Annotated in this window: 18 protein-coding genes and 1 pseudogene; 14 read left to right on the top strand and 5 right to left on the bottom strand. The window is 68.7% G+C overall.

Annotation, left to right across the window (positions count from 1 at the left end; genetic code table 11):
- Positions 1 to 3: 3 nt before the first annotated feature.
- The 13 genes and pseudogenes from J5T34_RS20535 to J5T34_RS20475 all read left to right on the top strand — a co-directional run bounded on the left by J5T34_RS20535 (position 4) and on the right by J5T34_RS20475 (position 20,178).
- A complete protein-coding gene (locus J5T34_RS20535) occupies positions 4 to 1,053 on the top strand; it encodes a FecR domain-containing protein (RefSeq protein ID WP_208582499.1) in 1,050 nt (349 codons plus the stop codon).
- 155 nt (positions 1,054 to 1,208) lie between these two features.
- Entirely contained in the window at positions 1,209 to 3,665 is a 2,457-nt protein-coding gene (locus J5T34_RS20530) for a TonB-dependent receptor (RefSeq protein WP_208582497.1), read from the top strand.
- Between the two features lie 10 nt (positions 3,666 to 3,675).
- Positions 3,676 to 4,413 (top strand): DUF4198 domain-containing protein, encoded by a 738-nt coding sequence (locus J5T34_RS20525; RefSeq protein WP_208582495.1) that lies wholly within the window; start codon positions 3,676 to 3,678, stop codon positions 4,411 to 4,413.
- Positions 4,414 to 4,713, top strand: a complete 300-nt coding sequence (locus tag J5T34_RS20520; RefSeq protein ID WP_208582493.1) for a DUF3649 domain-containing protein — start codon at positions 4,414 to 4,416, stop codon at positions 4,711 to 4,713.
- Entirely contained in the window at positions 4,680 to 6,344 is a 1,665-nt protein-coding gene (locus tag J5T34_RS20515; RefSeq protein ID WP_208582491.1) for a PepSY-associated TM helix domain-containing protein, read from the top strand. Before J5T34_RS20520 ends, J5T34_RS20515 begins: the two co-directional genes overlap by 34 nt.
- Entirely contained in the window at positions 6,341 to 6,628 is a 288-nt protein-coding gene (locus J5T34_RS20510) for a DUF3325 domain-containing protein (protein WP_208582488.1), read from the top strand. Before J5T34_RS20515 ends, J5T34_RS20510 begins: the two co-directional genes overlap by 4 nt.
- A gap of 251 nt (positions 6,629 to 6,879) precedes the next feature.
- Positions 6,880 to 9,147 carry a DUF6603 domain-containing protein gene (locus J5T34_RS20505; protein ID WP_208582486.1) on the top strand — a complete coding sequence of 756 codons (2,268 nt, stop codon included), beginning with the start codon at positions 6,880 to 6,882 and terminating at the stop codon, positions 9,145 to 9,147.
- Positions 9,148 to 9,149: 2 nt separating this feature from the next.
- A complete protein-coding gene (locus tag J5T34_RS20500; RefSeq protein WP_208582484.1) occupies positions 9,150 to 11,696 on the top strand; it encodes a hypothetical protein in 2,547 nt (848 codons plus the stop codon).
- Entirely contained in the window at positions 11,693 to 15,505 is a 3,813-nt protein-coding gene (locus J5T34_RS20495) for a hypothetical protein (RefSeq protein ID WP_208582483.1), read from the top strand. Before J5T34_RS20500 ends, J5T34_RS20495 begins: the two co-directional genes overlap by 4 nt.
- A gap of 75 nt (positions 15,506 to 15,580) precedes the next feature.
- Positions 15,581 to 17,161 carry a hypothetical protein gene (locus J5T34_RS20490; protein ID WP_208582481.1) on the top strand — a complete coding sequence of 527 codons (1,581 nt, stop codon included), beginning with the start codon at positions 15,581 to 15,583 and terminating at the stop codon, positions 17,159 to 17,161.
- Positions 17,154 to 19,571 (top strand): hypothetical protein, encoded by a 2,418-nt coding sequence (locus J5T34_RS20485; protein WP_208582478.1) that lies wholly within the window; start codon positions 17,154 to 17,156, stop codon positions 19,569 to 19,571. The genes J5T34_RS20490 and J5T34_RS20485 overlap by 8 nt, the downstream gene beginning before the upstream one ends.
- 143 nt (positions 19,572 to 19,714) lie before the next feature.
- A pseudogene (locus J5T34_RS20480) lies at positions 19,715 to 19,849 on the top strand (MFS transporter); the annotation flags it as partial.
- Between the two features lie 26 nt (positions 19,850 to 19,875).
- Positions 19,876 to 20,178, top strand: a complete 303-nt coding sequence (locus J5T34_RS20475) for an addiction module antidote protein (RefSeq protein WP_208582476.1) — start codon at positions 19,876 to 19,878, stop codon at positions 20,176 to 20,178.
- A gap of 42 nt (positions 20,179 to 20,220) precedes the next feature.
- On the opposite strand, the gene J5T34_RS20470 is transcribed toward J5T34_RS20475, so the two are convergent.
- From J5T34_RS20470 to J5T34_RS20450, 5 genes are all read right to left on the bottom strand, one after another.
- Complete coding sequence (locus J5T34_RS20470; RefSeq protein WP_208582615.1) at positions 20,221 to 21,549, bottom strand: MFS transporter; 1,329 nt, start codon at positions 21,547 to 21,549, stop codon at positions 20,221 to 20,223.
- Positions 21,550 to 21,693: 144 nt separating this feature from the next.
- Positions 21,694 to 22,452, bottom strand: a complete 759-nt coding sequence (locus tag J5T34_RS20465; protein ID WP_208582474.1) for a glucose 1-dehydrogenase — start codon at positions 22,450 to 22,452, stop codon at positions 21,694 to 21,696.
- A gap of 85 nt (positions 22,453 to 22,537) precedes the next feature.
- Positions 22,538 to 22,909, bottom strand: coding sequence for a cupin domain-containing protein (locus tag J5T34_RS20460; RefSeq protein ID WP_208582473.1), 372 nt, complete (start codon positions 22,907 to 22,909; stop codon positions 22,538 to 22,540).
- 154 nt (positions 22,910 to 23,063) lie between these two features.
- Positions 23,064 to 25,220 (bottom strand): ankyrin repeat domain-containing protein, encoded by a 2,157-nt coding sequence (locus J5T34_RS20455; protein ID WP_208582470.1) that lies wholly within the window; start codon positions 25,218 to 25,220, stop codon positions 23,064 to 23,066.
- Between the two features lie 320 nt (positions 25,221 to 25,540).
- Complete coding sequence (locus J5T34_RS20450; protein ID WP_208582468.1) at positions 25,541 to 26,005, bottom strand: PAS domain-containing protein; 465 nt, start codon at positions 26,003 to 26,005, stop codon at positions 25,541 to 25,543.
- A 290-nt stretch (positions 26,006 to 26,295) separates the two neighbouring features.
- Between J5T34_RS20450 and J5T34_RS20445 the strand changes: the two genes are divergently transcribed.
- Entirely contained in the window at positions 26,296 to 26,973 is a 678-nt protein-coding gene (locus J5T34_RS20445) for an ankyrin repeat domain-containing protein (protein ID WP_208582466.1), read from the top strand.
- The last annotated feature ends 16 nt before the right edge of the window (positions 26,974 to 26,989 follow it).

The following is a 26,989-nucleotide window of genomic DNA, read 5'->3' as shown; positions in this document are numbered from 1 at the left end:
GCCTTGACCTCCTCCTGGTACCAAGCCACCGTCGATGCCGCCGCCATTCCACCGGACGTGGCCGAGCGCGCGCTCGAATGGCTGCTGGAACTGCAGGGCTCGCAGGGATCGCAGGGATCGCAGGGAGAAGGCGTCGCGCCCGAGGTCGTCGACGCATGGCGGCGCTGGCGTGCCGCGCATCCCGACCACGAGCGGGCCTGGCAGCGGATCGAATCGGTCAGGGGCAGGCTGCAGCCGCTGGCGTCGCCGCTGACCTCCGAGATTGCGCGCGCCGCCCTCGCCCCGCCCCGTTCCCCCAAACGCCGGCGGGCGATCAAGGTGCTGGCGGTCTCGCTGTTCGCCGGGGGATTGGCGTGGACCGCGCGCGACCATTCGCCGTGGCGCCAATGGGCCGCGGACTATCGCACCGCCGTGGGCGAGCGCCGCTCGCTGATGCTGGCGGACGGCACGCAGCTCTGGCTGAACACCGCCAGCGCGGTCGACATCGACTTCGGCCCGGCCGAACGGCGCGTGAAGCTGCTGGCCGGCGAGATCCTGATTGCCACCGCGAAGGACGACGCGCCGACGCCGCGGCCCTTTCTGGTCGAAACGGCGCAGGGCACCGCGCAGGCGCTGGGGACGCGGTATGTGGTGCGCCAGCGCGGCGACGATACCGACGTCAGCGTGTTCGAGGGGAAGGTCGAAATCCGCCCCAATGGCAATGCCGGCCGCTCGATCGTGCTGCCCGCCGGCTATCGCGCCAGCTATACCGCGGACAGCATCACCGCCCCCGCCGCGGCCGGAACAACCGGCGCGACCTGGGCCGAAGGCTTCATCGTTGCCCGCAGCATGCGGCTGGACGATTTCATCGCCGAACTGGGGCGCTACAGCCGCGACGCGCTGTCGTGCGACCCGGCGCTTGGCGGCGTACGCGTGTCCGGCTCGTTCCCCGTCGACGACATCGGCAAGGTGTTGAGCGCGTTGAGCACGACGCTGGATGTCCGCACCGAAGTGGTGACCCGGCTGTGGGGGCGAAGGGAGATTCGTATTACCCGCGATCCGCCGAAGACCTGAGCCCCGAGCCCGGAGCCCGGAACCCGGAGCCCGGAGCCCGGAGCCCGGAGCCCGGAGCCCGGAAAAAAATAATCGCCGAAAGCTGATCCGTTTTGATTTTTCGCGGGTCATGGGAGGTGAGCACACCAACTTCCCTCCTACAGAAAGGTCAGATCATGGGTCACCTTCTTGGCCACGTCGCGGCGCCCGAGCGCCAGCCAACTCACCGATTTCGACGCAAGCTGCTGGCGCGGGCGGCGCGGCATATCGCATTCGGCGCCGCCCTCGCCGCGCCTGCGCTGCTGGTCCCCGTCGCCCACGCGCAGCCGGCGGCGACACGCAGCTACGACATCCCGGCCGGTACGCTGGAAGATGCGCTCAGCCGCTTCGGCCGCGAGGCCGGCATCATGCTGTCGTTCAAGCCGGAACTGACGGCCGGCCGCACCAGCGGCGGCCTGAAGGGCAGCTACACGGTACGCCGCGGACTCGATACGCTGCTGGCCAACTCCGGGCTGGCGGCCGTCGAGCAGTCGAACGGCACCTATGTCGTCAATGCCGCGCCCAGGTCCGCGGATGCCGCAGACGGCGTCGCGACGCTGCCCACCGCCACCGTGGTGGCGGCGGCCGACGACGGCGGCCTGCCGGCTCCCTATGCCGGCGGCCAGGTCGCCCGTGGCGGTGGCCTGGGCGTGCTGGGCACGGCCGACGTGATGGACGTGCCGTTCAGCACTACCAATTACACGGCCGAGATGCTGCAGGACACGCAGGCGCGCACGCTGGCCGACGTGGTCGTCAACGAAGCATCGGTGCGCACGCTGACCTCGAGCGGCGGCTTCGGCGAAGACTTCCAGATCCGCGGCTATACCGTGGCGAGCGGCGACGTGGGCTTGAACGGCCTCTACGGCATGGCCTCGGCCAATCGGATGCCGACCGTGATGATGGAACGCGTCGAGGTCCTCAAGGGGCCCGGCACGCTGATGTACGGCATCGGCCCGAACGGCAGCATCGGCGGCGCCATCAATATCGTGACCAAGCGCGCCGGCGACGAGCCGCTGACCCGGCTGACCGGCACGTTCCAGAGCAAATCGCAACTCGGCGTGCAGGCGGACGTCGGCCGCCGTTTCGGCGAGAACAAGGAATGGGGCGTGCGCGTCAACGGCGCCTACCAGAACGGCAAGACCACGCTGGACGACGGCCGCGCCGAACAGACGGTCGGCGCGATCGGGCTGGACTATCGCGGCAGCAAGCTGCGCTGGTCGCTCGATGCCTATACGCAGCACGAGGGCATCGACAACTTCCGGCCGCAGATCGGCTTTCAGGCCGGCGTCACGTCGATCCCGGAGGCGCCGTCCGGCCACCGGAATTTCTATCCGGGCACCAAACTGAACCTGCACGATACGGCGGTGATGTCCCGGCTCGAATACGATGTTGCGCCCAACCTGATGCTGTGGGGCGCGGCCGGCTATCACGAGGGCTCCACGTATCAGGACTTCCCTTCGGGGCGCGTCGACTCGCTGGGCAACTTCATGGTGAACAACGCCTTGTACGACGCCTACAGCAAGACGCGCACCGCCGAGGTCGGGGCGCGGGCCAGCTTCGCGACCTGGGATGTCGGCCATACCGTCACGTTCAGCGCCACGCGGCTGGAACAGGAAGCCGGGAATTTCTATGGGGAGAACGCGCTGAGCGATCGACGCCCATCCAACCTCTACAACCCGGTACCGATCCCGCCGGCCTACGCCGTTCGCGGCGAGCCGCAGCGCGCCTCCGAGACCGAGCTGACCAGCTTCTCGCTGACCGACACCCTGTCGTTCGCCAACGACCGCGTGCTGCTGACCGGCGGCCTGCGCCATCAGCGCGTGGCGCTGCAGAACTTCACGTCGGGCGGCGTGCAGTCCGGCAATTACGACGACAGCGCGGTCTCCCCGCTGGCCGGCATCGTGATCAAGCCGCTGTCCAACGTATCGGTGTACGGCAACTACACCGCGGGCCTGACGCGCGGCGGCGTCGCGCCGGCCGGGACGAGAAACGCCGGCGAGGTATTTGCGCCATACAAGTCGAAGCAGTACGAAGCCGGCGTCAAGGTCGACTGGAGCCAGCGCGTCACCACGACGGTCTCGGTCTTCCAGATCGAACGTCCCAGCGCCGTCACCGATCCGGCCACCAACATCTACAGTTTCGACGGCGAGCAGCGCAACCGCGGCCTCGAATTGTCGGCCTACGGCGAGGTGATGCGCGGCCTGCGGCTGATGGCCAGCGCGACCTTCTTCGATGCCAGGCTGACGCAGACCGCGGGCGGTGCCAACGACGGCAACGACGCCAACGGCGTGCCCAGGCGCGCCTTCAACCTCGGGGTCGACTGGGATATGCCGTGGGTCCCGGGCCTGAGCCTGTCCGGCCGCGTGCTGCATACCTCGTCGATGTACTTCAACGCGGCCAATACGCTGAGCCTGCCCAGCTATACCCGCTACGATGTCGGCGCGCGCTATCGCACCCGCATCGGCACCACGCCGGTCGTGCTGCGCGCCAACGTGCTGAACCTGTTCAACGACAACTACTGGCTGGTCAGCGGGACCTATGTCACCGCGGCCGCTCCCCGCACGCTGATGCTCTCGGCGCAATTCGACTTCTGAGGCCCACCCCATGAAACTCTCTGCATCCCTCGCCTTCGCGCTGACGGCGTTTGCCACGGCGGCGCATGGTCACCAGATCTGGATCGAACAGGCCCCGGGCGGCAACGCCAGCGTCCGCTTCGGCGAATTCGCCGAGAACCTGCGCGAGGTCTCGCCCGGCACGCTCGACAAGCTGGGCGTGCCGAGCGCCGCGCTGATCTCGGCCAAGGGCGAGCAGGCCGCCGATGGCGTCAAGACGGCCGACGGCTTTGCCCTGCCCTTCAAGGCCAGCCGCGGCGACGCGATCGTTGCGCAGGCCCCGCACTACGCGCTCTATCCGTTCAAGCGCGGCGATCAACAGCTGACGGGCTGGTATTTTCCGGCGGCACGGCTGGTGACCGACTTCGCGCCGCAGGCGCCGAAGCTGGCGCTCGACGTCGTGCCTGCGGGCAAGGCGGGCGAGCTGCAGGTCTTCTTCCGCGGCAAGCCGCTGCCCAAGGCCAAGGTCGCGCTGGTGACCCAGTCCGGCTGGGCCAAGGAGAAGCAGACCGACGATCAGGGCAAGGTCGTCTTCGACATGCCGTGGCAAGGCGTGTACGTGGCCGAGGTCAGCCACCAGGACGAGACGCCCGGTGAGCGTCAGGGCCCGGGCGGACCGGAGCGGTACCACCGTGTCGACTACGTCAGCACGCTGACCTATGCCAAACCCGATGGGCTGCCGGCTGTCCCTGCCGCGCCCGCTCCCGCGGCAAAGAAGGCCGGCCACTAAATGCAAGCCGCCGTGCCCCGAGCCCGCAGGATCGGCTCCCTCGTGTCGCGCATCGTCGCCGCCGTGCTGGGCGGCTATGCGCTGGCAGCGCTGGCCAGCGTCGCCGCGCTCGCGCTGCCGATCGGCAAGCCGCAGGCGGTGCTGACCGGCATGCTGGCCAGCTTCGCCATCTACGCGGGCGCCGTGATCTGGGTGTTCGCGGTACGCAGCGCATGGCGCGCGTGGGCCGGGCTGCTGGCGGCCGCCGTCCCGCTGCTGCTGGCCGCATGGTATGCCGGCGCGGGAGGCAACGCATCGTGACAGTGCTGAAGCCTCGCACCGATATCGCGGCCAAGGGCCGCGGCATTCGCCAGACCATGTCCGACCTGCATACTTGGGCCGGGCTGCTGGCCGGATGGATCCTGTACGCGATGTTCCTGACCGGCACGGTCAGCTATTTCAAGGACGAAATCTCGCAATGGATGCGGCCCGAGCTGGCGCATCAGCAGGCGGTGCCCGACCCGGCGCTGGTTGCGCAGCGCGTCGCCGCCACCCTCGGGACGGTGGCCGCGGGCAGTCCGTTGTGGGGCATGGACATGCCGACGGCGCGGCACAACGTCGTCAGCACGTTCTGGCGCACGCCCGGCGCGCAGCCGGGCAAGCGCGCGTTCGACAGTGCGACCTTCGATCCGGCCACCGGGAAGAAGGTCGCAGCGCGCGACACGCAAGGCGGCGACTTCTTCTATCGCTTCCACTTCCAGTTCCACTACATGCCGGTGCCGTGGGGACGCTGGCTGGCTGGCCTGTGCGCGATGTTCATGCTGGTGGCGATCGTCAGCGGCGTGATTACCCACAAGAAGATCTTCGTCGACTTCTTCACCTTCCGCTGGGGCAAGGGCCAGCGCTCCTGGCTCGATGCGCACAATGCGCTGTCGGTGTTCGGGTTGCCCTTCCATCTGATGATCACCTACACCGGGCTGGTGACGCTGATGGCGATGTATATGCCCTGGGGCCAGCAGGCGGCATTCAAGACGCCGGCCGAGCGCCAGCAGCTGACGGCGCAGCTCAACGCCTCGCCGCCGCCCGTCAAGCCCACCGGCGTGCCTGCACAACTGGCGCCGATCGACCAGATGGTGCGCCAGGCCCAGGCCCGCTGGGGCCAGCACAACGTCAGCCGGGTGACGATCGCCAACCCCGGCGACGCCGCCGCCCGCGTGACCGTGCTGCGCGGCGAGGCCTCGCGCGTGTCGATGAGCCCGCAGTACCTGGTGTTCGACGGCGCGACCGGCAAGCTGCTCGACGCGCGCGACAGCGTCGGCCCGGCGGCCGAGGTGCGCGGCGTCATGTATGCGCTGCACCTGGGACGCTTCAGCGATCTGCAATTGCGCTGGCTGTATTTCATCGTCAGCCTGGCGGGCACCGCGATGGTCGGCACCGGCCTGGTGATGTGGACCGTCAAGCGGCGTCAGAAATTGCCCGAGCCGGAGCGGCCCTATTTCGGCTTCTGGCTGGTCGAGCGGCTGAATATCGCCGCGATCGCCGGCCTGTCCATCGCGATGACCGCCATGCTGTGGGGCAATCGCCTGCTGCCGGCAGATGTGCCCGCACGCGGCGCCTGGGAGATCCATCTGTTCTTCATCGCATGGGCCGCGACGCTGCTGTATGCGCTGCTACGTCCGGCCCGCAAGGCATGGATCGAACTGCTGTGGATGGCGGCGGCCCTGCTGGCGCTGCTCCCCGTGCTCAACGCGCTGACGACCGACAGGGGCCCGTGGCACAGCATCGTCGAGGCCGACTGGGTCTTTGTCGGCTTCGATCTGATGCTGTGGGCCTTTGCCGCATTGCATGCCGTGCTGGCGATGCGCACCGCGCGGCAACGGCCGCAGCGCAAGCCGGCCACAAGGACACGCGCCATGCCGTCCAGCGCCACGCTCTCGGAGGACCGCGCATGATGGATCTCGCCGCCTTCCTCCTTTGCATCATCGCCTTCGGCGCGCTGGCGCTGGCGATGGAGCGGCATCAGCAAGCCATCTTTGCCGTTTCGCTGCCACGCTCGCGCACGCGCCTGCTGCGCGCAGCCGGATGGATCGGCCTGGCCGTGGCCTTGTGGGTGCTGGTGGCCCACCGTGGCTGGGGGCTGGGGCTGGTGCATTACAGCGGCCAGACCAGCGTGGCGGCGGGCCTCGTCTACGGTGCGTTGATCGTGCGGGAGCGACGGCGCGCGGCGCGCCCGTAAGCGGGACGGCATCGGCCGCAGCGCCCACTGTTTCAGCCCTGATACGAATAAAACCGCGCGAGAAACAGACCTGCACAGAATTCATTTGCGTCCATCGTTGCCGTCGCCTCAGATAAAACGTCCCTGTCCTTCCATCGTGTGAGGCATCGGGGGTGCCGCGCGGCACTGCCCCACCCGGATCGCACGGACCGCCTGCTCGCCCGGCCAGCCCGGGCGGTCCTCGATCGACGCAGTACGCCAGGGCACGACGCATGGCCAGCAGCGAAGTCATCCGATACGCGGTGGAGTTGGGGGACAGCCTGCGGCGCGCGCTCGGCCCGGCCGCGCCCTCCGCGGATCTGGATGCGCTGCAGGCCGCTGCACAGCAACTGGACGCGCTGGCGCTGCAGGCGCCGTCCACGAGTGCCTGGACGGCGGCCGTCGACGCGTGGACCGCCGCGCGCAACAAGCTCGCCGCCCATCTGAACCGCTATCTGCTCGAAGGTCTGCCCGATATCCCGGGTTTGCAGGACCTGGTGCGCGCGCTGAACTGGGACAGCCCGCACGGCCTCGATGGCGAACTGCCGCTCGGCCCGCTGCAGCTGGCGTTTTCCTCGCCGTCGCTGGTGCTGCAGCCCAGGCTGCCCGATAACAACCTGTTGCCGCCGTTTATCGTGGGGCCGCAGCAGCCGTCGGGCATTGCGGTATCGCTGCCCTCGCCGTTCGGCGGCGGCCTGCCGGGCGGCGGCGCGATCGTGCGTCTGCCTGCGGCCGCCGGCTTCGGTGGGGCGCTGAACGTGCCGCTGGGCGCGGTGTCGGTCGGTGCGACCGCGGTGCTGGAGCGCCTGCCCGATGGCGTGCCCTCCTTTCTGGCGCTGATGGGCGTGTCGTTCATGCCGCCGATCCAGCTTTCGTTCGGTTTCTCGCTCGACCGCGTCGGCGGACTGGTCGGCGTGCACCGTCGCGCCGATACGGACGCGCTGGCGGTGGCCGTGCGATCCGGCGCGGCGGCCGACACGCTGCTGGCCACGCGCCCGCCTGCCAACCCGAGCCTCGCCATCGAAAGCTTGCGGCGCTTCTTTCCCGCCTTCCACGGGCGCCATCTGATCGCGCCGACCTTGCGGCTCGCGTGGCTGTCTGCGGGCGCGGGAGCGGGCAGCTTCCTGTCGCTCGATCTGGGCCTGGTGGCGGAGGTCCCCAGCGGCAAGGTCGTGCTGCTTGGCGTCGCGCGCGCCGGCATTCCCGGCGCACCCGGGCTGGTGCAATTGCGACTGGACCTGCTGGGCATCGTCGATCCCGCACAGGCGCTGGTATCGATCGACGCGAGCCTGGTCGACAGCCATGTGCTGGGGGTCTTCTCGGTCTACGGCGATGCCGCGATGCGGCTGCACTGGGGCAGCCAGGCGTATTCGGTGGTGTCCATCGGCGGTTTCTATCCGGGCTTCAATCCGGAGCCCGCGCAGCTGCCGGCCTTGCGCCGCGTGGGGCTGTCGATGGAAACGCTGGGCGGGCCGCTGTCGATCCGGGCCGAAGGCTATCTGGCATTCACGACCAACACCATCCAGCTCGGTGGCCGGTTCGACATCACGTTCTCGATGGGGCTGACCGCGCATGGCTTCCTGCAGCTCGATGCGCTGGTGCAGTTCCGCCCGTTCGCCTTCGTCGCCAAGGCTTGCGCAGGCTTCGACGTGCGCGCCGGCGGGTTCAGCTTCGGCGGCGTGCGGCTCGATGGCACGGTGTCCGGGCCCGGGCCGCTGGTCATTCACGGCCGGCTGACCATCGAGACGTTCCTGTTCGACGTCTCCTGGGACGAGACCTTCTCGCTGGGTAGCGGCCCGGCCGATATGGCGCCCAGTCCGGGCGAGCTGCTGACGATCCTGCAGCAGGAGATCGTGCGTGCCGGCAATGTGCGGGCCGCCTCGATCGACGATCCGGCCGTCGTGCTGGCGCCGCGCCCCACGCGCCCCGGCGTCGCTGCCGTGCCGCCGACCGGCGCGCTGCAATGGTCGCAACGGCGCGCGCCGCTGGGTTTTCCGATCGAACGCGTCGATGGCCTGCCGCTGCCGGCGCGCGCGGGCGTGCGCGTGTCGACGCCGGGCGCGGCAGTCACCGAACGCTTTGCACCGGGCCACTACTGCAACCTGAACGAGGCCGAACAGCTGAACCGTCCGCCCTTCGACGAGCTCGATGCCGGCGTGGTGCTGAGCGGCGGCCCGCCCCACCGCAGCGTGGCACTTCCAGACCCGCGCAAGGTGGACCTGATCGTGATCCTTCCCGGTACCGAACTGAAGCACGTCGTCGATCGCCTCGATCTTCGGGCCATCACGCATCTCGTCGCCGCCAGCCAGCGTCCCCCCGCACTGGGCAATACGGCACAGCTGATCCACGCATCGCGCGAAATCTGGGCCACGGTGCCGCCCACCCCATCCGCCAGCTACACCAGCGCCACCGCCGCGCATGCGTTCGCGCGCGGCAACAGCACCGGCGGTGCGGTGCCGATGGCGGACCTGCTGTCGCCGGTCGACCTGTCGGGAGTGTGAGCATGGCCAACTTCCACGCGTGGGAGGTCACGGCGCTGCGGCACGGCGCCAACGGCGACGTGGTGGCGGGACGGCTGCAGGCCGGCGCGACGCTGACGCTGGAAGAGATCGTCGACAGTGGGGTGCCGCGATCGATCGCCGCCCCCGCGCCCTACGAGTTGTTCGGCCCCGGCGATGTGCAACGCTTGGCGCCCGGGGCGATCACCCGGCGTTATCCGCCGCCGGGCGCGTCCGATGCGGAGGACACCAAGCGCGCGCTGGTCGAATTCAGTGCCGCCGATACGCTGGATCTGCCGTGGCGGTATTCGCCGGACCCGACGCTGCCGGGCGCGATACGGCCGTGGCTGGTGCTGGTGGTCGGGCTGCCTGGCGATGTCGTGCCCGGCCGCGATGGCCGCGTCACGCTGTCCGCCAAGGCGCAGGCCGACCATCGGCTCAATGACTCGCACCAGTGGGCGCACGTGCATGAGATCGATGACGACCGGTACAGCCGCATCCTCAGCCCGAAGAAGCTCGAACCGCAAACGGCCTACGTGGCCTGCCTGGTGCCCGCCTACGTGGTCGAGCCCGACGGCACGCTGCGCGATGCGTGGCCCGTCGCGGCCGGTCAACCGGTGCGCCTGACCTGCTACGACAGCTGGGGCTTTCGTACGGGCGAAGGCGGCGACTTCGGCGAGATTGCGAAGCGGCTGCGCACGCCGGTCGACGGCGAACTGAAAGCGGACTTCGGCCGTGCGAAGCTGCATTGCCTGCGGCGCGGCCAGGCCGTTGCAGGCGAGCCCGCCACCGTCGCGCTCCCGATGGGCGGCGCGCTGCAACGCGTCAGCATGGTGGGCGCGCCGGCAGACCCGGTCGCGCCCTGGCTCGCCACGGAAACCGCGGCGCTCACGGCCATGCCGCCGATGCCGCGGGGCCGCTGGCTGCTGACCGCGCCGCGCTACCACGCCCCCTTCACGATGCCGGGCACCAGCCCCGCGGCGGGATGGCGCGCGCAGTTCCATACCGATCCGCGCCATCGCGGCGCGGCGGGCCTCGGTGCATGGGCGGCGATTGCCTGGCAGGACCGCATCGCGAAGGCGGCGGCGATGCGCGCGGGCGATCTCGCGATTGCGCGCGAGCGCATCGGCAACGTCGCGCTCGGGGTCGAAGTGTCGCGCTCGTTGTGGTTTCGCCATATGCCGCCCGATCCCGTCGACAAGCTCGCGGTGCTCGGCGCCATGCTGGGCCGGATGCCGGTGAACGCGCAGCAGACCGTGTCCTCGGCCTTGACCGGACGCACGCCGGGCATGGTCCCTGCCATCTGGTCCTCGGCTGCGCGCCGGGCGCTGCGGCCGGGACCGGCGCGCTCGGCGCTGACCCGCGATGGCGTGATTCCGCATCGCGCGCTGCTCGAGGCGGCCGCGGCCTGCCCCGTCGACCCTGACGATCCCGACGCCATCTGGGAGCGACCACGCGGCGACGCCGGGCCCTTGCTGAAGGACGCGGTGCGACGCGCGTTCGACGACGAGCGGCAGGCCGACGACATGCTGCAGATGCTGATGGACAGCGGCACGACGACAGACCTGAATCGGCTGGCCGCCGCGTTCGATGCGCTGACGCCCGACGAGGACGGGCGCGTCGATCCGGACAAGGTCATTCGGGCCGTGCGCGAACCGCCGGAATGGATCGACGAGCCGGCCATCGGCCAATGGATCGACAGGCTCGGAACTAGCCGCCCGCGTTGCCGGCCGGTGGACCTGAACACATTGGGGCAACGCGTCGCCGATGCCGTCAATCCGTTTGCCGCGCGACCGCCGGTGGTCGATCGCGTGCTTGCCACCCTGACCGGCATCGACGACATCGGCCCGGTGGAGATCGAGCCCGAGCTGGACCTGCCGCTGTGGCAGTTCCTCAACGAGGCCGCGCCCGACTGGATGTTGCCGGGCATCGGCGACCTGCAACAGGACCGCGTGGTGGGTCTGGCGACCCATGCGGCCTTTGTCGAGGGCGTACTGGCTGGCGCCAACCATCAGGCGCTGGGCGAACTGCGCTGGCGCAATGTTCCGATCGCGCCGCGCTGGTCGCCGCTGCGCAAGTTCTGGCAGCGCACCGGTGGCCAGTTCGACATCCATCTGATCCGCAACTGGCCCGCGGACACGGCCCTGGGCGGTGCCGCATTGACGCCGCTGACGCGAGCCAGCGAGGCGGTGGTGCTGTTCAAGACCCCGCTGTTCCGGCGCTATCCGGACACGGTCGTGTATCTGTACGAGGCCAGGGACGGTTGGCCGGTGCCGGACCCGGACGAGCCGCTGGAGGCGTCGCGCAAGCACTTTCCGACGTTCCCCGGCAGGATCGGCCCGGATGTCGCGTTCTTCGCCTTCGACGTGGCACCGGCGGATCTGGGCAAGTACTGGGTGGTACTGGAAGAGCCGCCCGCCGGCTACCGCTTCTACAGCCGGATCGGCCAACAGGAGCTGCCCAGCGGCCCCGTCGCCGACGGGGCGGCCTACGGCCTGGCCACCTTCGCCCCGCCGGTGCGCGTGATGATCGGCAAGCTGGAGCTGGCATGAGCGCCGTCGAGGTGCTGGCACCGCTGCGGATCGAGACGCGCTTCTACGCGCCGGACGGCACACGGCCCGGCTGGCTGCTGCGGCTGCGCGTCTGGCCCGACGAATTCTCGATGGCGCGCCGGCCGGTCGCCCCATCGCCGGCCGAGTTCGATCTCTACGACGACGTGCTGCGCCAATTTCCCGCCGATACCGGCATGCAATGGCGGATGCTGGCCGCGCGGCTCGGCGTCGAGCGCGCGCTATGGCTGCGACGGACCGTCGCCCTCGTTGCGGATCCGCTGCCGCACACCGACCGCAGCACCGTGCAGCCGCGCGATCCGGCGGCCTGGCCCGACACCCATCAGCCCTACGGTCTGCCGCCCGCGATCCAGGTCTGGCTCGTCGAGACCGGGCAAGCGGGAGCGCCCACGCTCGCCGGCACGATGCATCCGAACCGGGAACGGATTGCCGAGCAGCTCGGATTGACCGCGTTCGACAATCCGGCCGCCACCGGCGAATTGCCGCAAACGTGGTGGACCTCTTTCCAGGTCGCCATGGACGTCGAACTGGCGCTCGAGATCCCCTTCCCCGCCGGCGCCCAGCCGCCTGCGCTCGATGCCATCGTGGTGGCCGGCATGGGCGACGTGTCGCCCGAACCGCTGATCGCGATGCACGCCATCAGCGGGCGCCTGTCGGTGCTGCGCCCCGGCACGCCGACCAATACGGTGGACGGCGAGGCCACGGCGGAGCTCGGCGGCAATCCCGACGCATGGCAAGGCATCGACGATGTGCCACCGTCGGCCGACAGTGCGTCGGCGGCCGTGATGCGCGCACTGGCCGGGCCGGACGCTGTCCCCATCAAGCTGCAGGGCGGCGACGTTGCCGCCAGCGGATACGACCCGTTGGTCGTGCATGCGCTGTGGCCGGTGCTGTGGGGCCACGCGCTGCGCGATGTCGTGGGCGCCGGCGAGCAGGAAGTTCGTCTGGCCGAATGGGCGCAGATGTGGCTCGCGCCGCAGGGTCCCTGTCCGGCGATACGCGTCGGCTCGCAGCCCTATGGCCTGCTGCCGGCCACCGTTCTGGCGGGCTGGACCGATCCAGACATCGCGACGGGACAGATCCGCGCATGGGCCGGCCCGTGGCGCGATGCGGCGGCTGCCGATGCCGCGATCCATCCCGGCACCGCGGTGGGCGCGACCGCGCAGCACGCGGCCGAACTGCTCGGCGAGGACACGCCGACGCGCCGCTGGGCCGTTCGGCTCGTCTCGACCCTGCCCGTCGTCAACGCGATGCGCGCCATGCGCGGACTGCCGCCGCTCGCGCCCAGCGCATGGGAGGACCAGACGGCATCGAGCCTGGCCGGCCGCAAGACGCCACTGTCACCGCTGGGCGCCTTCACGGCACAGGCGCATCTGCCTGCCAGCACGCCGGAAGCCGACAACGATGACCCCGAGACGCTGCGGCTGCTGCTGGACAACGACAGCGAAGTCTTCCCGCTGCGCTGGGACCGCAAGCTCGGCTTGCTGGGGCATCTGATCTTCGAATCGCTGTGCCTGCTGCGCGCCAGCGTCGGCCGGGCGCGCGCGGCCATCGAGGCCGGCCAGGCCGTCAACCCGCATGCCCCCCTGCCGATGCAGGCGAGCACCGATGCATGGGTCAAGCTGGTGCGGCGCGGTTATCCCGGCACGCCGTCGCAGCCGCAGCTCGACGATCTGTTTGCCTCGCCGGACCCGGGCGCGCAGCGCGTGGCCAAGCGTTGCCTGCGCGGCATCGAAGCGCTGGCGGCGCTGGTGCAGGCCTATGCGGACGATCCCGCCGGCGTCTTCGGCTGCGTACTGGCCGCGCTGGACACGGCAAGCCATCGCGTGGATCCGTGGATCACGGGCCTGGCCTGCTCGCGCCTGCACGAGTTGCAGGCCGCGCGCGCGCCGTGGCGGCTGGGGGTCTACGGCTGGGTCGATGCACCGGCACCCTACGATGCGGCCAATCCGGGCCATGGCCTGCCGCCCGGCCCCACGCCCGCCGGGCTGCTGCACGCGCCGTCGCATGCGCAGGCAATGACAGCCGCGCTGCTGCGCGATGCCGCGGTCCGCCATCCCAGCGATGCGCGCTGGCAAATCCAGATCGATTCGGCCAAGGTGCGCGCGGCAATGCGTCTGGCCGAGCGGGTTCGGCTCGGCGTGCACCCGTACGAGGCGCTGGGTCTCGAAGTCGAACGCATCGTCGGCGACTGGGATACCGTGCGCAAGCTGCGCGAGGACTATCCGATGCGCGAGTCGCATGCCGGCACGCGGTGCTGCGACGGTGCGCGGGTGCTGCGGCTGCTGTTCCGGCCGCAGCCGGGCGATCCTTCACCACCGGCGTTGCCGGCCGGCGTGCGCGAGGCGCTGGCAACCTGCGATGCGGCGCTCGACACCTATGCCGATCTGCTGGTGGCCGACGGCGTCCATGCGCTGGTGACCGGCCATGGCGGCATGGGCAATGCGGCAATGGAAGCCGCGTCGGGTCTCGGCCCACCGCCGGAACTGCGCGCGATCCGCACGCCGAGGCAGGCCAGCAGCGTGCGCGTATCGGTGTGGGCCCTGCTGCCGCCGGGCAATGCGGCCGATGCTGACGCGCCTCCTGCGGTCCTCGCCGATCCGGCGTTTGCAAGCCTGCTCGATCGGGAATTCGGCCCGGCCAGCGGCTGGACCTGGACCGTCGGTAGCGAAACGGTGAGCCTGGCCGACGTCGGCCTGCACGGCATCGAGGCGCTCGCGCTGTCTCCCGGCGAACTGGCGCAGCGACCGCGCGGCGATCGCGACGCGTCGGTGTCGCCCGGCTCCGGGACCCACGTCGGGACCAGCGCCGACATCGGTGCCGACAAGCTGGCCCGCGCCACACGCCTGGCCGAGCTGCTCGGAGGCGGCGACAGCAACCCACCGGTGCCCGGCGCAATCGACGGCCGCGACGACGAAGCGGCGCCCGCCTCGCCGTTGCACGACGCGATGATGGCCGATCTGGCTGAACGCCTCGGCGCGCTGCGCGATCGGCTGACCTCGCTGCTGGCATCGCTCGGCACGGTGGATCTGAACGACCCTGCGGCGGTTGCGTGGAGCCTTGGGCAGTGCCGGGCCTGGGGCGCCGTGCAGGCCGACGACGCGGAGCCGCTGGCCCAGGCGCTGGCCCGCCTGCAGACGCGTCTGCAGGCCACGGCCGAAGCCGGCGTCAATGGGCTGCGGCGATCGATCCGCGCCCTTGCGGGACACGCGCGCCTGCCCGTGTTGCCGCTGGTGCCGTCGCTGACCGTCGGCGCGCTGCGTGCGGCAATGCGCGACGGCGGCGGACATCCACGTACCGACCGCGAATGGCTGGAGATCGTCGCGGCCGTGCGTCCGCGCGTAGCCGGCCTGGAGGCATGGCAACTCGATCCCGCGACGTCACCGTGGCGCGCCGCCGTCCGCACGGCCGACGGATCCGGCGACCCGTGGAGTCCCGCCGGGCCGGTGGTGGTGGCCTACGGGCCCGACCCGGCCGCGCTGGCCGGCAACCTCCCCAAGGTGGCGCTCGCCGGCCTCGACGCCTGGCAGGACGCGATCCCGTCGGCGCGGCATACGACCAGCGCGGCCTTCGGCTTCAACGGTCCGAAGTCGCGCGCCCCGCAGGCCGTGCTGCTGGCCGTGCCGCCCGACGCCAGCCGGCGCCTGAGCGAAGACGAGCTGGCGGCACTGATCCTGGAGACCCGGCAGCTCGCGCGCGCCCGCGCCTGCCGCCCGCGCCCCGGTAGCCAGGTCGCCACGCCGGCGCCGCTGTCGTCGCTGCCGGACATGTTCTGGAGCCATTGGACCTGATGCGGCTGACGGCCGGACGCCAGGCGATGACCGCCGCCGCCCGACGCCACGACGCCCCCACCGATCGAGACCGCCATGTCCCTGCATCTCCGCCTCGAACCGCTCAGCCCGCCGACCGACTTCCATCGCGGCCTGCGCGCACGCGTGGCCGATCCCGTCTGGTTCCTGACGCGGCAGTGGCAGCTCGGCGAATTGCAGGGCGAGGATGCGTCCAGCCCGGTGTCGGTGGCGGTCAGCGTCAGGCATGAGCCGTTGCGCTACGCGCCGCGCCGGCCCGATCTCGATCCGGCGCGCATACCGGCCGAGGCCCTGGTCGAAGCCGAGCCCGGCGACTGGTGGACGTTCGGCCGGCGCGTCCGGCTCGGCCGCGCCGCCGCGCCGCTGCTGCCCGCGCTGTCGCCACAGCGCGGACAGAGCCTGCGCCTCGGTCCGCTTCCGCCACCGTACGAAGCCCTGTCCGGCGAATGGGACGGCCGCGCGATCTTCACCGCGGGCCTGCTCGCCGGCCACGCGCTGTGGAACGAGGTGCCATCGCCCCCTGCCGACAACTGGTCGCCGAGCCGGCTGACGCACGATGCCCGCTTCAGCGCCGGCACGCGCGGCCTGGCGATTCGCGATCACGATGGCGGCGATGTGGACTGGTATTCCGCCGATGCGGGCGATGCGGTGCTGCGCCCGGACGCGGGCACGGCCGCGCCGATGCCGCCGCCCCGACAGCTGCTGGTCAGTCGTCTGTCCTACCCCGGCGCCCCGCATCCGCGCTGGTGGCAGATCGAAGATCAGGCCGTGGACCTGGGGGCCTTCTCGCCGGACCGCTCGCATCTGGGCACGGCGCTGTTGCTGGACGTGGCGCTGGCCCATGCCGACGACTGGTTCTGGTTTCCGGTGCCGGAGCCGCCGCCGGCTGCCGACCGCAAGCGGCCGCCGTCTTCGGGCATGCTGGTGACGCTGCGCGAGACGGTGGTGCACGACAGCTTCGGCGATACGTGGACGCTCGCGCCACCGCCGCTCGACGGTCCGCACGCCTGGTCGCTGTTCCGCACGACCGGCATGGAAGCGGGCGCGCTGCTGATCTGGCCGGTCGCGGTGGCCCCGCATGCCGGTCCGTTGCTCGACGAGGTGTCGCTCGGCATCGACGAGGACGCCAATGTGGCCTGGGCCGTGGAGTTGCGCGCCGACGGCCGGGTGCTGCTGGCCGACGACGTCAGCGAGGCGGCCGCCCGGGAGACCACGCGAACCGGTACGCGCCGGTTCCGCTATCTGCCGATGACGACCCTGCCCGCGCACTGGCATCCGTATCGGCGCAGCGGCCCGGATGGCGTTCATGGCCACTGGCAGCAAGGGCTGGTGGCCGATCTCGGCGGCGTACTGCCGCGTGTACGTGCGGGCCCGGCCTCGCGCCTGATCGGCGGGCCGTCGGGGCCCGGTTTCGGCCGTGGCCACGAGATCGCTGCCGAGGCGATCGCCAGCAGCGGCGTGTCGCTGCGCCGCCGTGCCAGGCTCGCGCGCGATACCGAGGGCCGTCCGGTGCTGTGGGTCGAACGAAGCCGCACGCCGCTGACCGGACCGCCGGTCTCGCATCTGCGCTTCGACGTGATGGCGGAAGACCACGCACCGCCGGCAGGAGGAGCAGGCGAAGGAGAAGGCGATGGCTGAGGCCTATGTCGACGTCAAGCTGTTCGACGGCTTCGTGTTGCCGTACGAGAGCGGTGCCGAGCAGTATCTTGGCGAGTTCAAGCCATGGTGGGACGAGGTCGCCGCGAGTTTCCCCGGGCTGCGGCTGGACCCCGGTTTCCCGGCCGAGCAGATCCCGTTGCTGGCGCATATGGTCGATGCGGGCCGGATGCTCGGCGGCGAGCCGCCCGATCCGTTCGCGTGGTTCGAAGTGCCATGCGAGGCGGCCAACCTGGAGACGCTGGTCGGGCTGCTGTATGCGCTGCCCTTCGTCGAATGGGCGGAGCCGCGGATGCCCGCGTATCCCGCCGTGCGGATCGCCTATGGCACCAACGAGGATACGCTGGTGTCCCCGCAGCTGGCCGCGGCCCCCGGCGGCGTCGATGCCTACTACGCCTGGCGCGTGGCGGGCGGGACGGGACGCGGCGTCAACATGGTCGACGTCGAGTACGGCTGGAACCTGCAGCATATCGAGCTGGCGACCGTGCCGATCACGCCGTACTCGGTCTTCGGCGTCGCGAACCAGCTCGATACGGACCACGGCACGGCCGCCCTCGGTATCGTCGTCGCTGCCGACAACGGCGGCGGCATGGTCGGCATCGCGCCCGAGGCGCATGCCCATCTGGTGACGTCGATGCGCGCTGACGGTCAGCACTGGCTCGACGCCGCGCTGCTGATCGCCGGCGATGCGGTACGGCCCGGCGGCGTCGTGCTGATCGAGCTGAGCAGCGCGCGACCATGGCTGTCGCTACCGGGCAGGGATCCCGCGCTGCCACTGGAGCTGTGGAAAAAGGTCCAGCAGACGATCCAGCTGCTGTCCTTCTTCGGCATCACGGTGATCGAGCCCGCCGGCAATGCCGGCGTCGACCTGGACATCCGGCCGGAATGCGACCACATCAATCCGGCCAGGCCGGCCTTCCGCGATTCGCTGGCCATCATGGTCGGCGGCGCGACGCAGGCCGCCCCGGTAAACGGCGTACGGCAGCCCTGGCGGCGCGGTTCTACCTTCGGTGCGCGCGTGGACTGCTTCGCCGATTTCGAGGGCGCGCGCGCCCCTTACGACGATCCGGTCTATCCCTATCACACCTTCGGCGGCACCTCCGGCGCATCGGCGGTGATCGCCGGCGTGGTCTGCGCGATTCAGGGCATGCAGGCGGCCAGGGACGGGCAGTGCCTGTTCCCCACTTCGATTCGTGACCTGCTGCGCAATCCTTCGCTGTGTACCCCGGCCGCGTCCGATCCGCCGGGCAATATCGGCGGCATGCCGGACCTGCGAAAGATCGCGGTGCATATGGGCTGGCCGCGCATTCTCCCTGCGCCGGCCGCGGCGGCCATCGCCGGCGACAGCGCGCTGCTGGTCGGGCTCGGGGCCAATGATCGGCTCAGCCTGCGGATGTGGTCGCGGCTGCTCGGCGCCGGCCCCGAGCTGTCTCAGCCGGACAGCGCGCCGTTCCAGTTGTCGGACTCGCAGCCGGCTCTGCTGGTCTCGCTGGAGACGGCACCGCTGCTGCGCACGGTATTCGAGGTGTTCGTCACCAGCGTGCGCGGCAACTTGCGGTACTACTACTGGGACACGCTCGGCAATACCGGCGACATCGCCAGGGATTGGACCGAGATCGCCAGCCTCGCGCCGGGCTACGACGTGGCGGCGTGCCATCCACTGTATGAGCTGACCACGGTGGCCGCGATCCAGCCGAGCGGCCAATTGGTGGTGGTCGAATACGATGCCACCGAAATGGGGAACCACGATTTCTCCGCCCCCGTGCAGCTCGATTCGCTCAGCACCTACCGCCGCACGCCGGGTCCGGTGATGCTGTCGCGCCAGACGCGTACCGTCGATGTCGTCGCCATCGACGACGGCGGCGCGCTGCGCTGGATCGCCGGGCACGTTCCCGAGGGCAACACCATCACGTTCTGGCGCGATTCGGTGGCCGCCCAGTGCGACGTGGCGATGGAACCTGGCGTCAAACCCGGCATCGCCGGCACCCTCGACGGTGTCGCAGTAGTGGCGGTCGGCAGCGACGGGCTGCTCTATGCCTGCGGCTTCGGCCTGCAGCCGCTGCTGTTCGAGACGCTGATGCCGATCGGCACGGCCCCGGCCTTCGCCGCGCAAGGCCATGCAGGACTCGCACTGCTGAACGGCGATACGCTGGTGGCGGTTGCCGTCAGCGTGGAAGGCCTGCTGCATGCCGCATTCCGCCCCTTGGCGCCGGGCGGCGAATGGTCGCCCCTGCTGGCGATCGACCCGTACACCGTGGTCAGCCCCGCCGGCGGCGCCACCGTCGTGACGCAGGGCGACACCGTCATGGTGTTCGCCGTGCTGCCCGATGGCCGCGTTTGCCGAAGCGACTACACGCCGCAGAGCGGGTGGTCGCCGATCGTCGCGGCATGAGCGGCTCGGCCCCCCCCGGCCGCCTTGCATCGCCCCTGCAGCTGTCGTATGGTTGCGCCTTCAGGGATAACCGAAGCACCGCCTCAAAACCGCCGAACCTGGCCCGGCCCGCATGCCGCGGCCACCGAACGACGGGAGACTTCATGGACAGGCGCGTCTATCTGCTGACGGCAACGGTATTCCTGGCGGGCATCGCCGAAAACATCTGCATCGGCATCCTGCCTTCCATCGCCGGCGATCTCGGCGTTTCTGTGGCATCCGCGGGACAACTGACCACCAGGGCAGAATTCAGCAAGACACAAGCATGAAGGATCTGGAATACCGTGCGTTCGACCCTACGGAGTATTTGGACTGCGATGAGGCGCTCGCTGCGTTTCTCGCCGACGCGCTCGCCGACCCAGTACATCCCGAGTTATTCCCCGCAGCACTGGACGCAGTCGTACGCTCGCGCGGCAGGATTGCCGAGACGGCGCGCGCGGCGGGCCTGTCGACCTCAGAGCTATATGAGATTCTGGGCGCCGATAGTGATCCGAAACTCTCGACGTTGCGGGCCTTGCTCGATGTATTGGGCGTTGAACTGACGATCCGTCCGAAGCTCGCGCACTGAACGGCGCGGCCCGCTGGGCGCGGGCCGCGGGCGGGTTAGCGCTTATTGCGTCGTCCCGAGCGCGCCGTCGTATTGCCTGGCGCCCTGCGGCCGCGACACGAGCCGCGCCGGCACCAGCAGCGTCAGCACCGCCCCCGCTATCAGGCAGCCGGCCAGCAGATACATGCCGGCGTTGGTGCTCTGCGTCAGGTCCTTCAGCCAGCCCACCGCATAGGGACTGATAAAGCCGGCCAGATTGCCCAGCGAATTGATCATCGCGATGCCGGCCGCCGCACCGGTGCCCGCGAGGAAGGCCGTCGGCAGGCTCCAGAACAGCGGCAGCGTGGTCATGATGCCGATCGTCGCCAGCGTCAGACCCACCATCGCCAGCACCGTGCGGTCGTGCCACAGCACCGACAGCACCAGCCCGATGGCGCCGGCGATGGCCGGAATGGCGATATGCCAGCGGCGCTCGCCGGTACGATCGGCGCTGCGTGCCACCAGCACCATGCCGAGCACGGCGACGCCGTACGGGATGGCGGTCAGCAGGCCGATATCGAGCGCGCCCTTGACGCCCGTCTGGCGAATGATGGTCGGCAGCCAGAAGCTGATGCCGTACAGGCCCATCACGAAGCTGAAGTAGATCGCGCTCATCATCCACACGCGCGGGCTCGACAACACGCGCCGGATCGGCATGTCCTCCTTGTGCGCCGTTTCCGCGGCGATATTGCGCTCGAGCACCGCCTTTTCGTCGGCCGTCAGCCATTTGGCATGGCTGATGCGATCGTCGAGGAAGGCCAGCACCCACAGCCCGACCAGCACCGACGGAATGCCTTCGAGCAGGAACATCCATTGCCATCCGGCCCAGCCGTTGTGGCCGTCGAAGGTCTGCATGATCCAGCCGGACAGCGGGCCGCCGATCACCCCGGACAGCGCGACCGCCGTCATGAACCACGTGGTCGTGCGCCCGCGGCGTTCGGCGGGATACCAGTAGGTCAGGTACAGGATGATGCCGGGGAAGAACCCGGCCTCCGCGACGCCGAGCAGGAAACGCAGCACGTAGAACATCGTCGGCGTCGTGACGAACATCATCGCCGCCGAGATCAGACCCCATGTGATCATGATCCGCGCAATCCAGACGCGCGCGCCGACCTTGTGCAGGATCACGTTGCTCGGCACCTCGAACAGGAAGTAGCCGATGAAGAAGACGCCGGCCCCGAGGCCGTAGACCGTTTCGCTGAACTTCAGGTCGTTGAGCATCTGCAGCTTGGCGAAGCCGACATTGACGCGATCCAGATACGCGACCACGTAGCACAGCAGCAGAAACGGAACGAGGCGCCAGCTGACCTTGCGATAGATCGCGTCTTCGAATCCGGCATCCGTGGAACTCATGGCTGTCTCCTGAGGGTTGTCATGCGTGACGGTGATGTCGTCGGCGACGTTGTTGTGGATGTTGTCGCTGATGTTTTCGCCGATCGTGGCGTTGCCCATGCGGCCGGGCCGCCTCGTCGGCGGCCCGTGCGGTGTGCGAAGCGGTCAGACGCAGCGGCCGCCGTCCACTTCGATGCAGGTGCCGGTGACGAAGGCCGCTTCGTCCGACGCCAGGTAGAGGCAGGCCGCGGCAATATCGGCCGGCGTGGACATGCGGCCCATCGGAATCGTCGCGAGAAAGGCCGCGCGATTCTCCGGGGTATCGGGCTTGCCCATGAACTGCTCCAGCAAGCCGGTCGCGCCGATCACCGGGTTGACGCAATTGACGCGGATATTGTCGGGTCCGAGTTCGGCCGCCATCGCCTTGCTGGCGGTCACCACCGCGCCCTTGCTGGCGTTGTACCAGACCAGCCCCGGACGCGGCCGAATGGCGGCGGTCGAAGCGATATTGACGAAGACACCGCCGCCGCGCTGACGGAAATGCGGAATGAAATGGCGCGCGGTCCAATACAGGCTTTTGACATTGACGGCCTGCACGCGATCGAATTCGTCTTCGGTAATTTCCAGAATGGGTTTGTTGCGATGTGTAGTACCGGCATTGTTGACGACAATGCCGACATCGCCGAATGCCGCCAGTGCAAGCTCGCGCATTGCCTCGACATCGCCGCCCTTCGACACGTCGGCGCGCACCGCGCGGGCCTGTCCGCCCCCCTGCTCGATGGTTTGCGCCACGCCTGCGGCTTTCGCCTCGTCGATATCGGCGACCACCACACGCGCACCCTCACGCGCGAACAGATTGGCGATACCTTCGCCAAAACCGGAACCGCCGCCGGTCACCACTGCCACCTTGCCCGCCAGTCTCATGGTTGTCTCCATCGTTATATGGGGCTGCATGGCGGGACATTTTAGCTTCGCTTTGCGATTGGAGTAACGCCGGGCGGAATATTGTCTAATTCCCTTTCGCTGCCGCCCGATCTAGCACCACGAAATATTTCCGCACTGGCTCGATCACCTCGAATACCCCTTCGAATCCAGGGGGAATCACGCAGGCATCGCCGGGGCCGAATTCACGCGCCTCGCCAGCGGTATCGCTGATGCGCAGGCGGCCGCTGATCACGTGAAAGAATTCTTCCTTGCCGGCCGGGAAAGCAATGCGCCAGGCCCCGGGCTCGCAGGCCCAGATGCCGCAATCGAAATCGCCGTGCGTCGCGCTGTAATGGGTCCACGTGGTGCGATCGGGATTGCCGCGCACCAGGCGGTCGGGACGCGGATTGTCGTGGGTCGGAACGGGGTCGGTGCGGAAGTCGATCAGTTTGGTCATGGGGAAAAGACAGCTGGTCGCATCGAATCCGCGCAACGATACATCGATCACGCCCAGATGTCAGCGGCCGGCGAGGCCGGCAAGGCGGCAGGCATCGTCCCGGCACGCCCCTTCATGCCCTGCCGGCCGCTGACCTCAAGCTGAAACGCCGCTCTTACACATGACTCAGGCTCTGAATCGCCCGCATCAAGTCGGGCACGACACCCGCCACCTTGTCGTGCACGCCTTGCAGGCTCGCCTTGGCCTCGGCCGTCTGTTGTTGCTGCCTCGCAAGCCGGTCCTGCGCTTGCTCCATCCGTTGTGTCAAGGCAGCGGTCTGTGCATGCCATCGAGCGGACTCTGCCTGCCAGACCGCTTCGCGCTCGGCAGCGTGGGCTTGCTGCTGGGCCAGTTCCGCCCGCATGGCGTCAAGCTGCCGTTCGACGGTTTGGTGGTCTGCCCTCAACTTCTCGACCGTCATGCGCAATTGGCTGTTTTCCGCCTCCAGTAGTCCGAGCCTGTCCGGAGCGCTACCGGCTCTTGCACGAGTGTCGCCCCCCTGCGGCGGCTGCGCGGCCAACGGTTGGACACGGGCCGATGGCTTGCTCGCCTCGGGGCTGGACTGGTTCGGTTGCCGATGCAGCCAGTCCTGGTATGCGGCGATGCGGGCCTGCAACTGGTCTGGCGTCAACAAGGGGACCTTGTTTTCCCTCAACGCTCTCTGTTCGGCCTCGCTGATTGGCAGGCGCCGCACGGCATACGCCAACTGCAGCGCTTCGGCGGCATCCCGATTGGCCGATTTTGCCGCCCACATCAATGCCGTATTTCCCTCATTGTCAGTCGCTCGAAGGTTGGCGCGGCCACGCAACAGCGAGTGGATCGCGTCGCGGCAGCGGTCCGCAGTTCCGCTGGAATTCCTGTCCCTCGCAGCCCACATCAAGGCCGTCGTTCCCATGCCATCCTTGGCGTCCGGCTTTGCCCCCGCGTTCAACAAGGCTTCAATCGCTGGAGGCGATTTGGCGCTGGCCGCGTGCATCAATGCCGTCTTGCCATAGGTGTCCACGGCTTCGATGTCGGCCCCCGCTCGCAACAACGCGTCAATGGCATTGGCCGGATTACCGAAACGGCTCGCTGCCTTCAGCAATGGCGTCTTGCCCATGGAGTCCCTGGTTTCCGTATCTGCACCGGCAAGAAGCAGCGTGTTCAGTGCATCGTCATTGAAAGTGGATATGGCCTCCATCAATGGCGTATTTTTTGATTTCGCCCGTTCGTCGATATTCGCACCCGCTTTCAGCAAGGCCTCCAAGACCGGACCTCCACACTTCTTCCCAATCGCCACGTGCAAAGGCGTACGCCAGAAGAATGTGTCGACCGGCTTCCGTGCCAGTGTCGGACTACGCGAGAGCAGTTCACTCAGTCCGGTCTCATTACGTTCCTCCAAGTATCGATGGAACGCCTCCACGTCTTTCGCCGTTGGCGATTGCCCGCCATCGCCCTGAAGAGCGCATTGCAGCCGATGTCTCGCCTGGGCCTGAGCAACCGACAGCAAGCGCAGGCCCTTTGCTATCACGTCACGACGCTCTTCATCATTCAACTCCAGTCCGTGAACCGCGTAGTAAGTCAGCAGGTCCTCAACAGCCTCAGAGTGTTTGTGTTCCGCGGCATGCATCAATGCGCTCCAGCCATACTTGTCTACGACTTTGGGGTTCGCACCGGCCTCCAGCAGCATGCGCAGTTCCGTGGAGTTGCCCTTTTCCGCGGCCATCATCAGCGCGGTCTTTCCCTGCCGATTGGCAACGTGTGGATCAGCACCCGCTTGCAGCAGCAACCGGATCGGATCTTCCCGCTTGCTTCCGATCGGACCCGGGCCGCTGCCCCCCGCCACATACATCAACGGCGTGTTGCCCAGAAGGTCGCGAGCATTGGCGTCCGCACCGGCCCGCAGCAACTCTTTGATAGCGTGGGAGTTATGGTGTTCGGATGCGTTCATCAGCGCCGTCTTGCCGGCGCCGTCCACACTATCGTGCTTCGCTCCTGCTAGCAGCAGGCGGGTGAATATCTTCAGATCGCTTTCGCGGACATTGTGTTTGGAGGCGGCAAGCATCAGTACCGTCACCCCGCGATCGTTGGCGGCGTTGACATCGGCCCCGGCACGGAGCAGCGCGTCGATGACATCGGCGCTGCACTGGTGACGACAGACTTCCTGATGCAATATCGTCCGCCCGTCCGGAAGGCTTGCGGTGGCAAGAACAGGACGTTGCGCAAGCTGGGCCAATGCCTGATCGTCCTTGTGGTGTTCGAGCAATTGACAGAGGGCCTTCAGTTCAACCATGGTCGGCGGCAATTCCGGTTGCCCGTGACTCGCAATTGAATCGGTCCTGGCGATAACAGCAGGTAGCATGGATATCTCCCGTACGGCAGCGGTGGTAGAGCCGGCGAGCGATCAGCCGGGCGCGACACGGCGATGTGAAGCGCCCATCGGGCAACGGACCGCCCTGATCTCGCCGGGGTGTGGAACCGGCTGCGCGGATTCTAGGATCACCACCCGTCGGAACACCTGCACGGAAGCCTTGATCCTTTCGCATTTTTGCCATTGGTGCTACGCCATTGGCCCACCATGCGCACTGCTCCAGTCCTTACCGGGTCTGCCGGTCAACGCTGCGCCGCTCCCTGTCCCCGCTGTGACAGCATCCCTGCCTGGCTCTCCAGCTCGGCGAGCCGTTTCTTCAGCGCCCGCTCCTCCTGAAAGCGGACGGTCTCGTCGCGGATCACCGCGACGATGCCTGTCACCGCCCCATTGGCATCCTTCAGCAGCGCGACGGTGAAGGCGATCGACATGGCCTTGCCGTCCTTGTCGACCGCCGGCACCTTCAGCAGTTCGCTGCCGTAGCGCGTGGTGCCGGTCGCCATCGTCTTGTCGTAGCCCTGCCAGTGCCGCGCGCGCAGACGTTCGGGAATGATCAGGTCGAGCGACTGGCCCAGGGCTTCGGCCTCGGAATAGCCGAACAGGCGCTCGGCGGCCGGGTTCCATAGCGTGATGGCGCCCTTGGCGTCGGCAATGACGATGGCATCGCCGATGGCGGCCACCAGTTGCGCATAGTCGATCGATTGGGGCATGGGGTCTCCTCGCTGTCGGTGATTGCCGGCGCGTTCGTCGGCGGCCGGTCCTGAAACGACCGTAGCGCGAACCGCGCCGGTTGGCAATGGTTGCCGCGCCGTCGGCCCGGCCTTCCGCATTCGTCCCGGTACTGAGCGGCATTCGATGATTTCGCTTGGGAATCAATCGGACGACATTTATGATGCCGCCCTGAGGCGCGCCACTACGAATAAACGCTCGAACGAAGGCGCCACCGAGCCCTCGAACAACCCTCGAACAAACGTCCGTCGATCCGTCATCACCGAACAGAATGCTGCCCGCGCGTCTACCCCTCTATCTGGTGTTCCTTGTCGCCATGCTGTCGATCCTTCCGGCGAGCGCGAGCACCGGGAAACTGGAAGCCCGCCTGCAAGCGGCCGCCGCGAAAGGCGATGCCGCCACGGTGGCCCTGCTGCTCAGGCAGGGCGCGAATGTCGAAGCGCGGGACGAGAGCGGCGCCACGCCGCTGCTGATCGCGACGCGCCACAACCATATTGAAGCCGCCAGAGTGCTGATCGACGCCGGCGCGGACGTCAATGCCAGGGATCGCATCCAGGACAGCGCCTACCTCTACGCCGGCGCGCGCGGCCACAACGAGATCCTGAAGATGACGCTGACGCATGGCGCCGATCTGAAGAGCACCAACCGCTATGGCGGCACGGCGCTGATCCCGGCTGCCGAGCGCGGCCATGTCGAGACCGTGCGCATCCTGATCGCCGCGGGCGTCGACGTCAATCACATCAACAAGCTGCATTGGACGGCCCTGCTCGAGGCCATCATTCTGGGCGATGGCGGCCCACGGCACACGGAGATCGTCCGTCTGCTGGTCAATGCCAGGGCCGACGTCAATATTCCCGACGGCAAGGGCGTGACCGCGCTGCAGCATGCGCGGCAGCGCGGCTACCGGGAAATCGAGAGGATCCTGGTGAAGGCCGGCGCGCGGCAATAGGGCCACGACGACGCCA

Origin of the sequence: Cupriavidus gilardii (assembly GCF_017598945.1) — a bacterium.
Taxonomy (GTDB): Bacteria; Pseudomonadota; Gammaproteobacteria; order Burkholderiales; family Burkholderiaceae; genus Cupriavidus; species Cupriavidus gilardii_E.
Note: the sequence above shows the minus strand (reverse complement) of the source record. Positions and strands in the feature narration are given on the sequence as shown.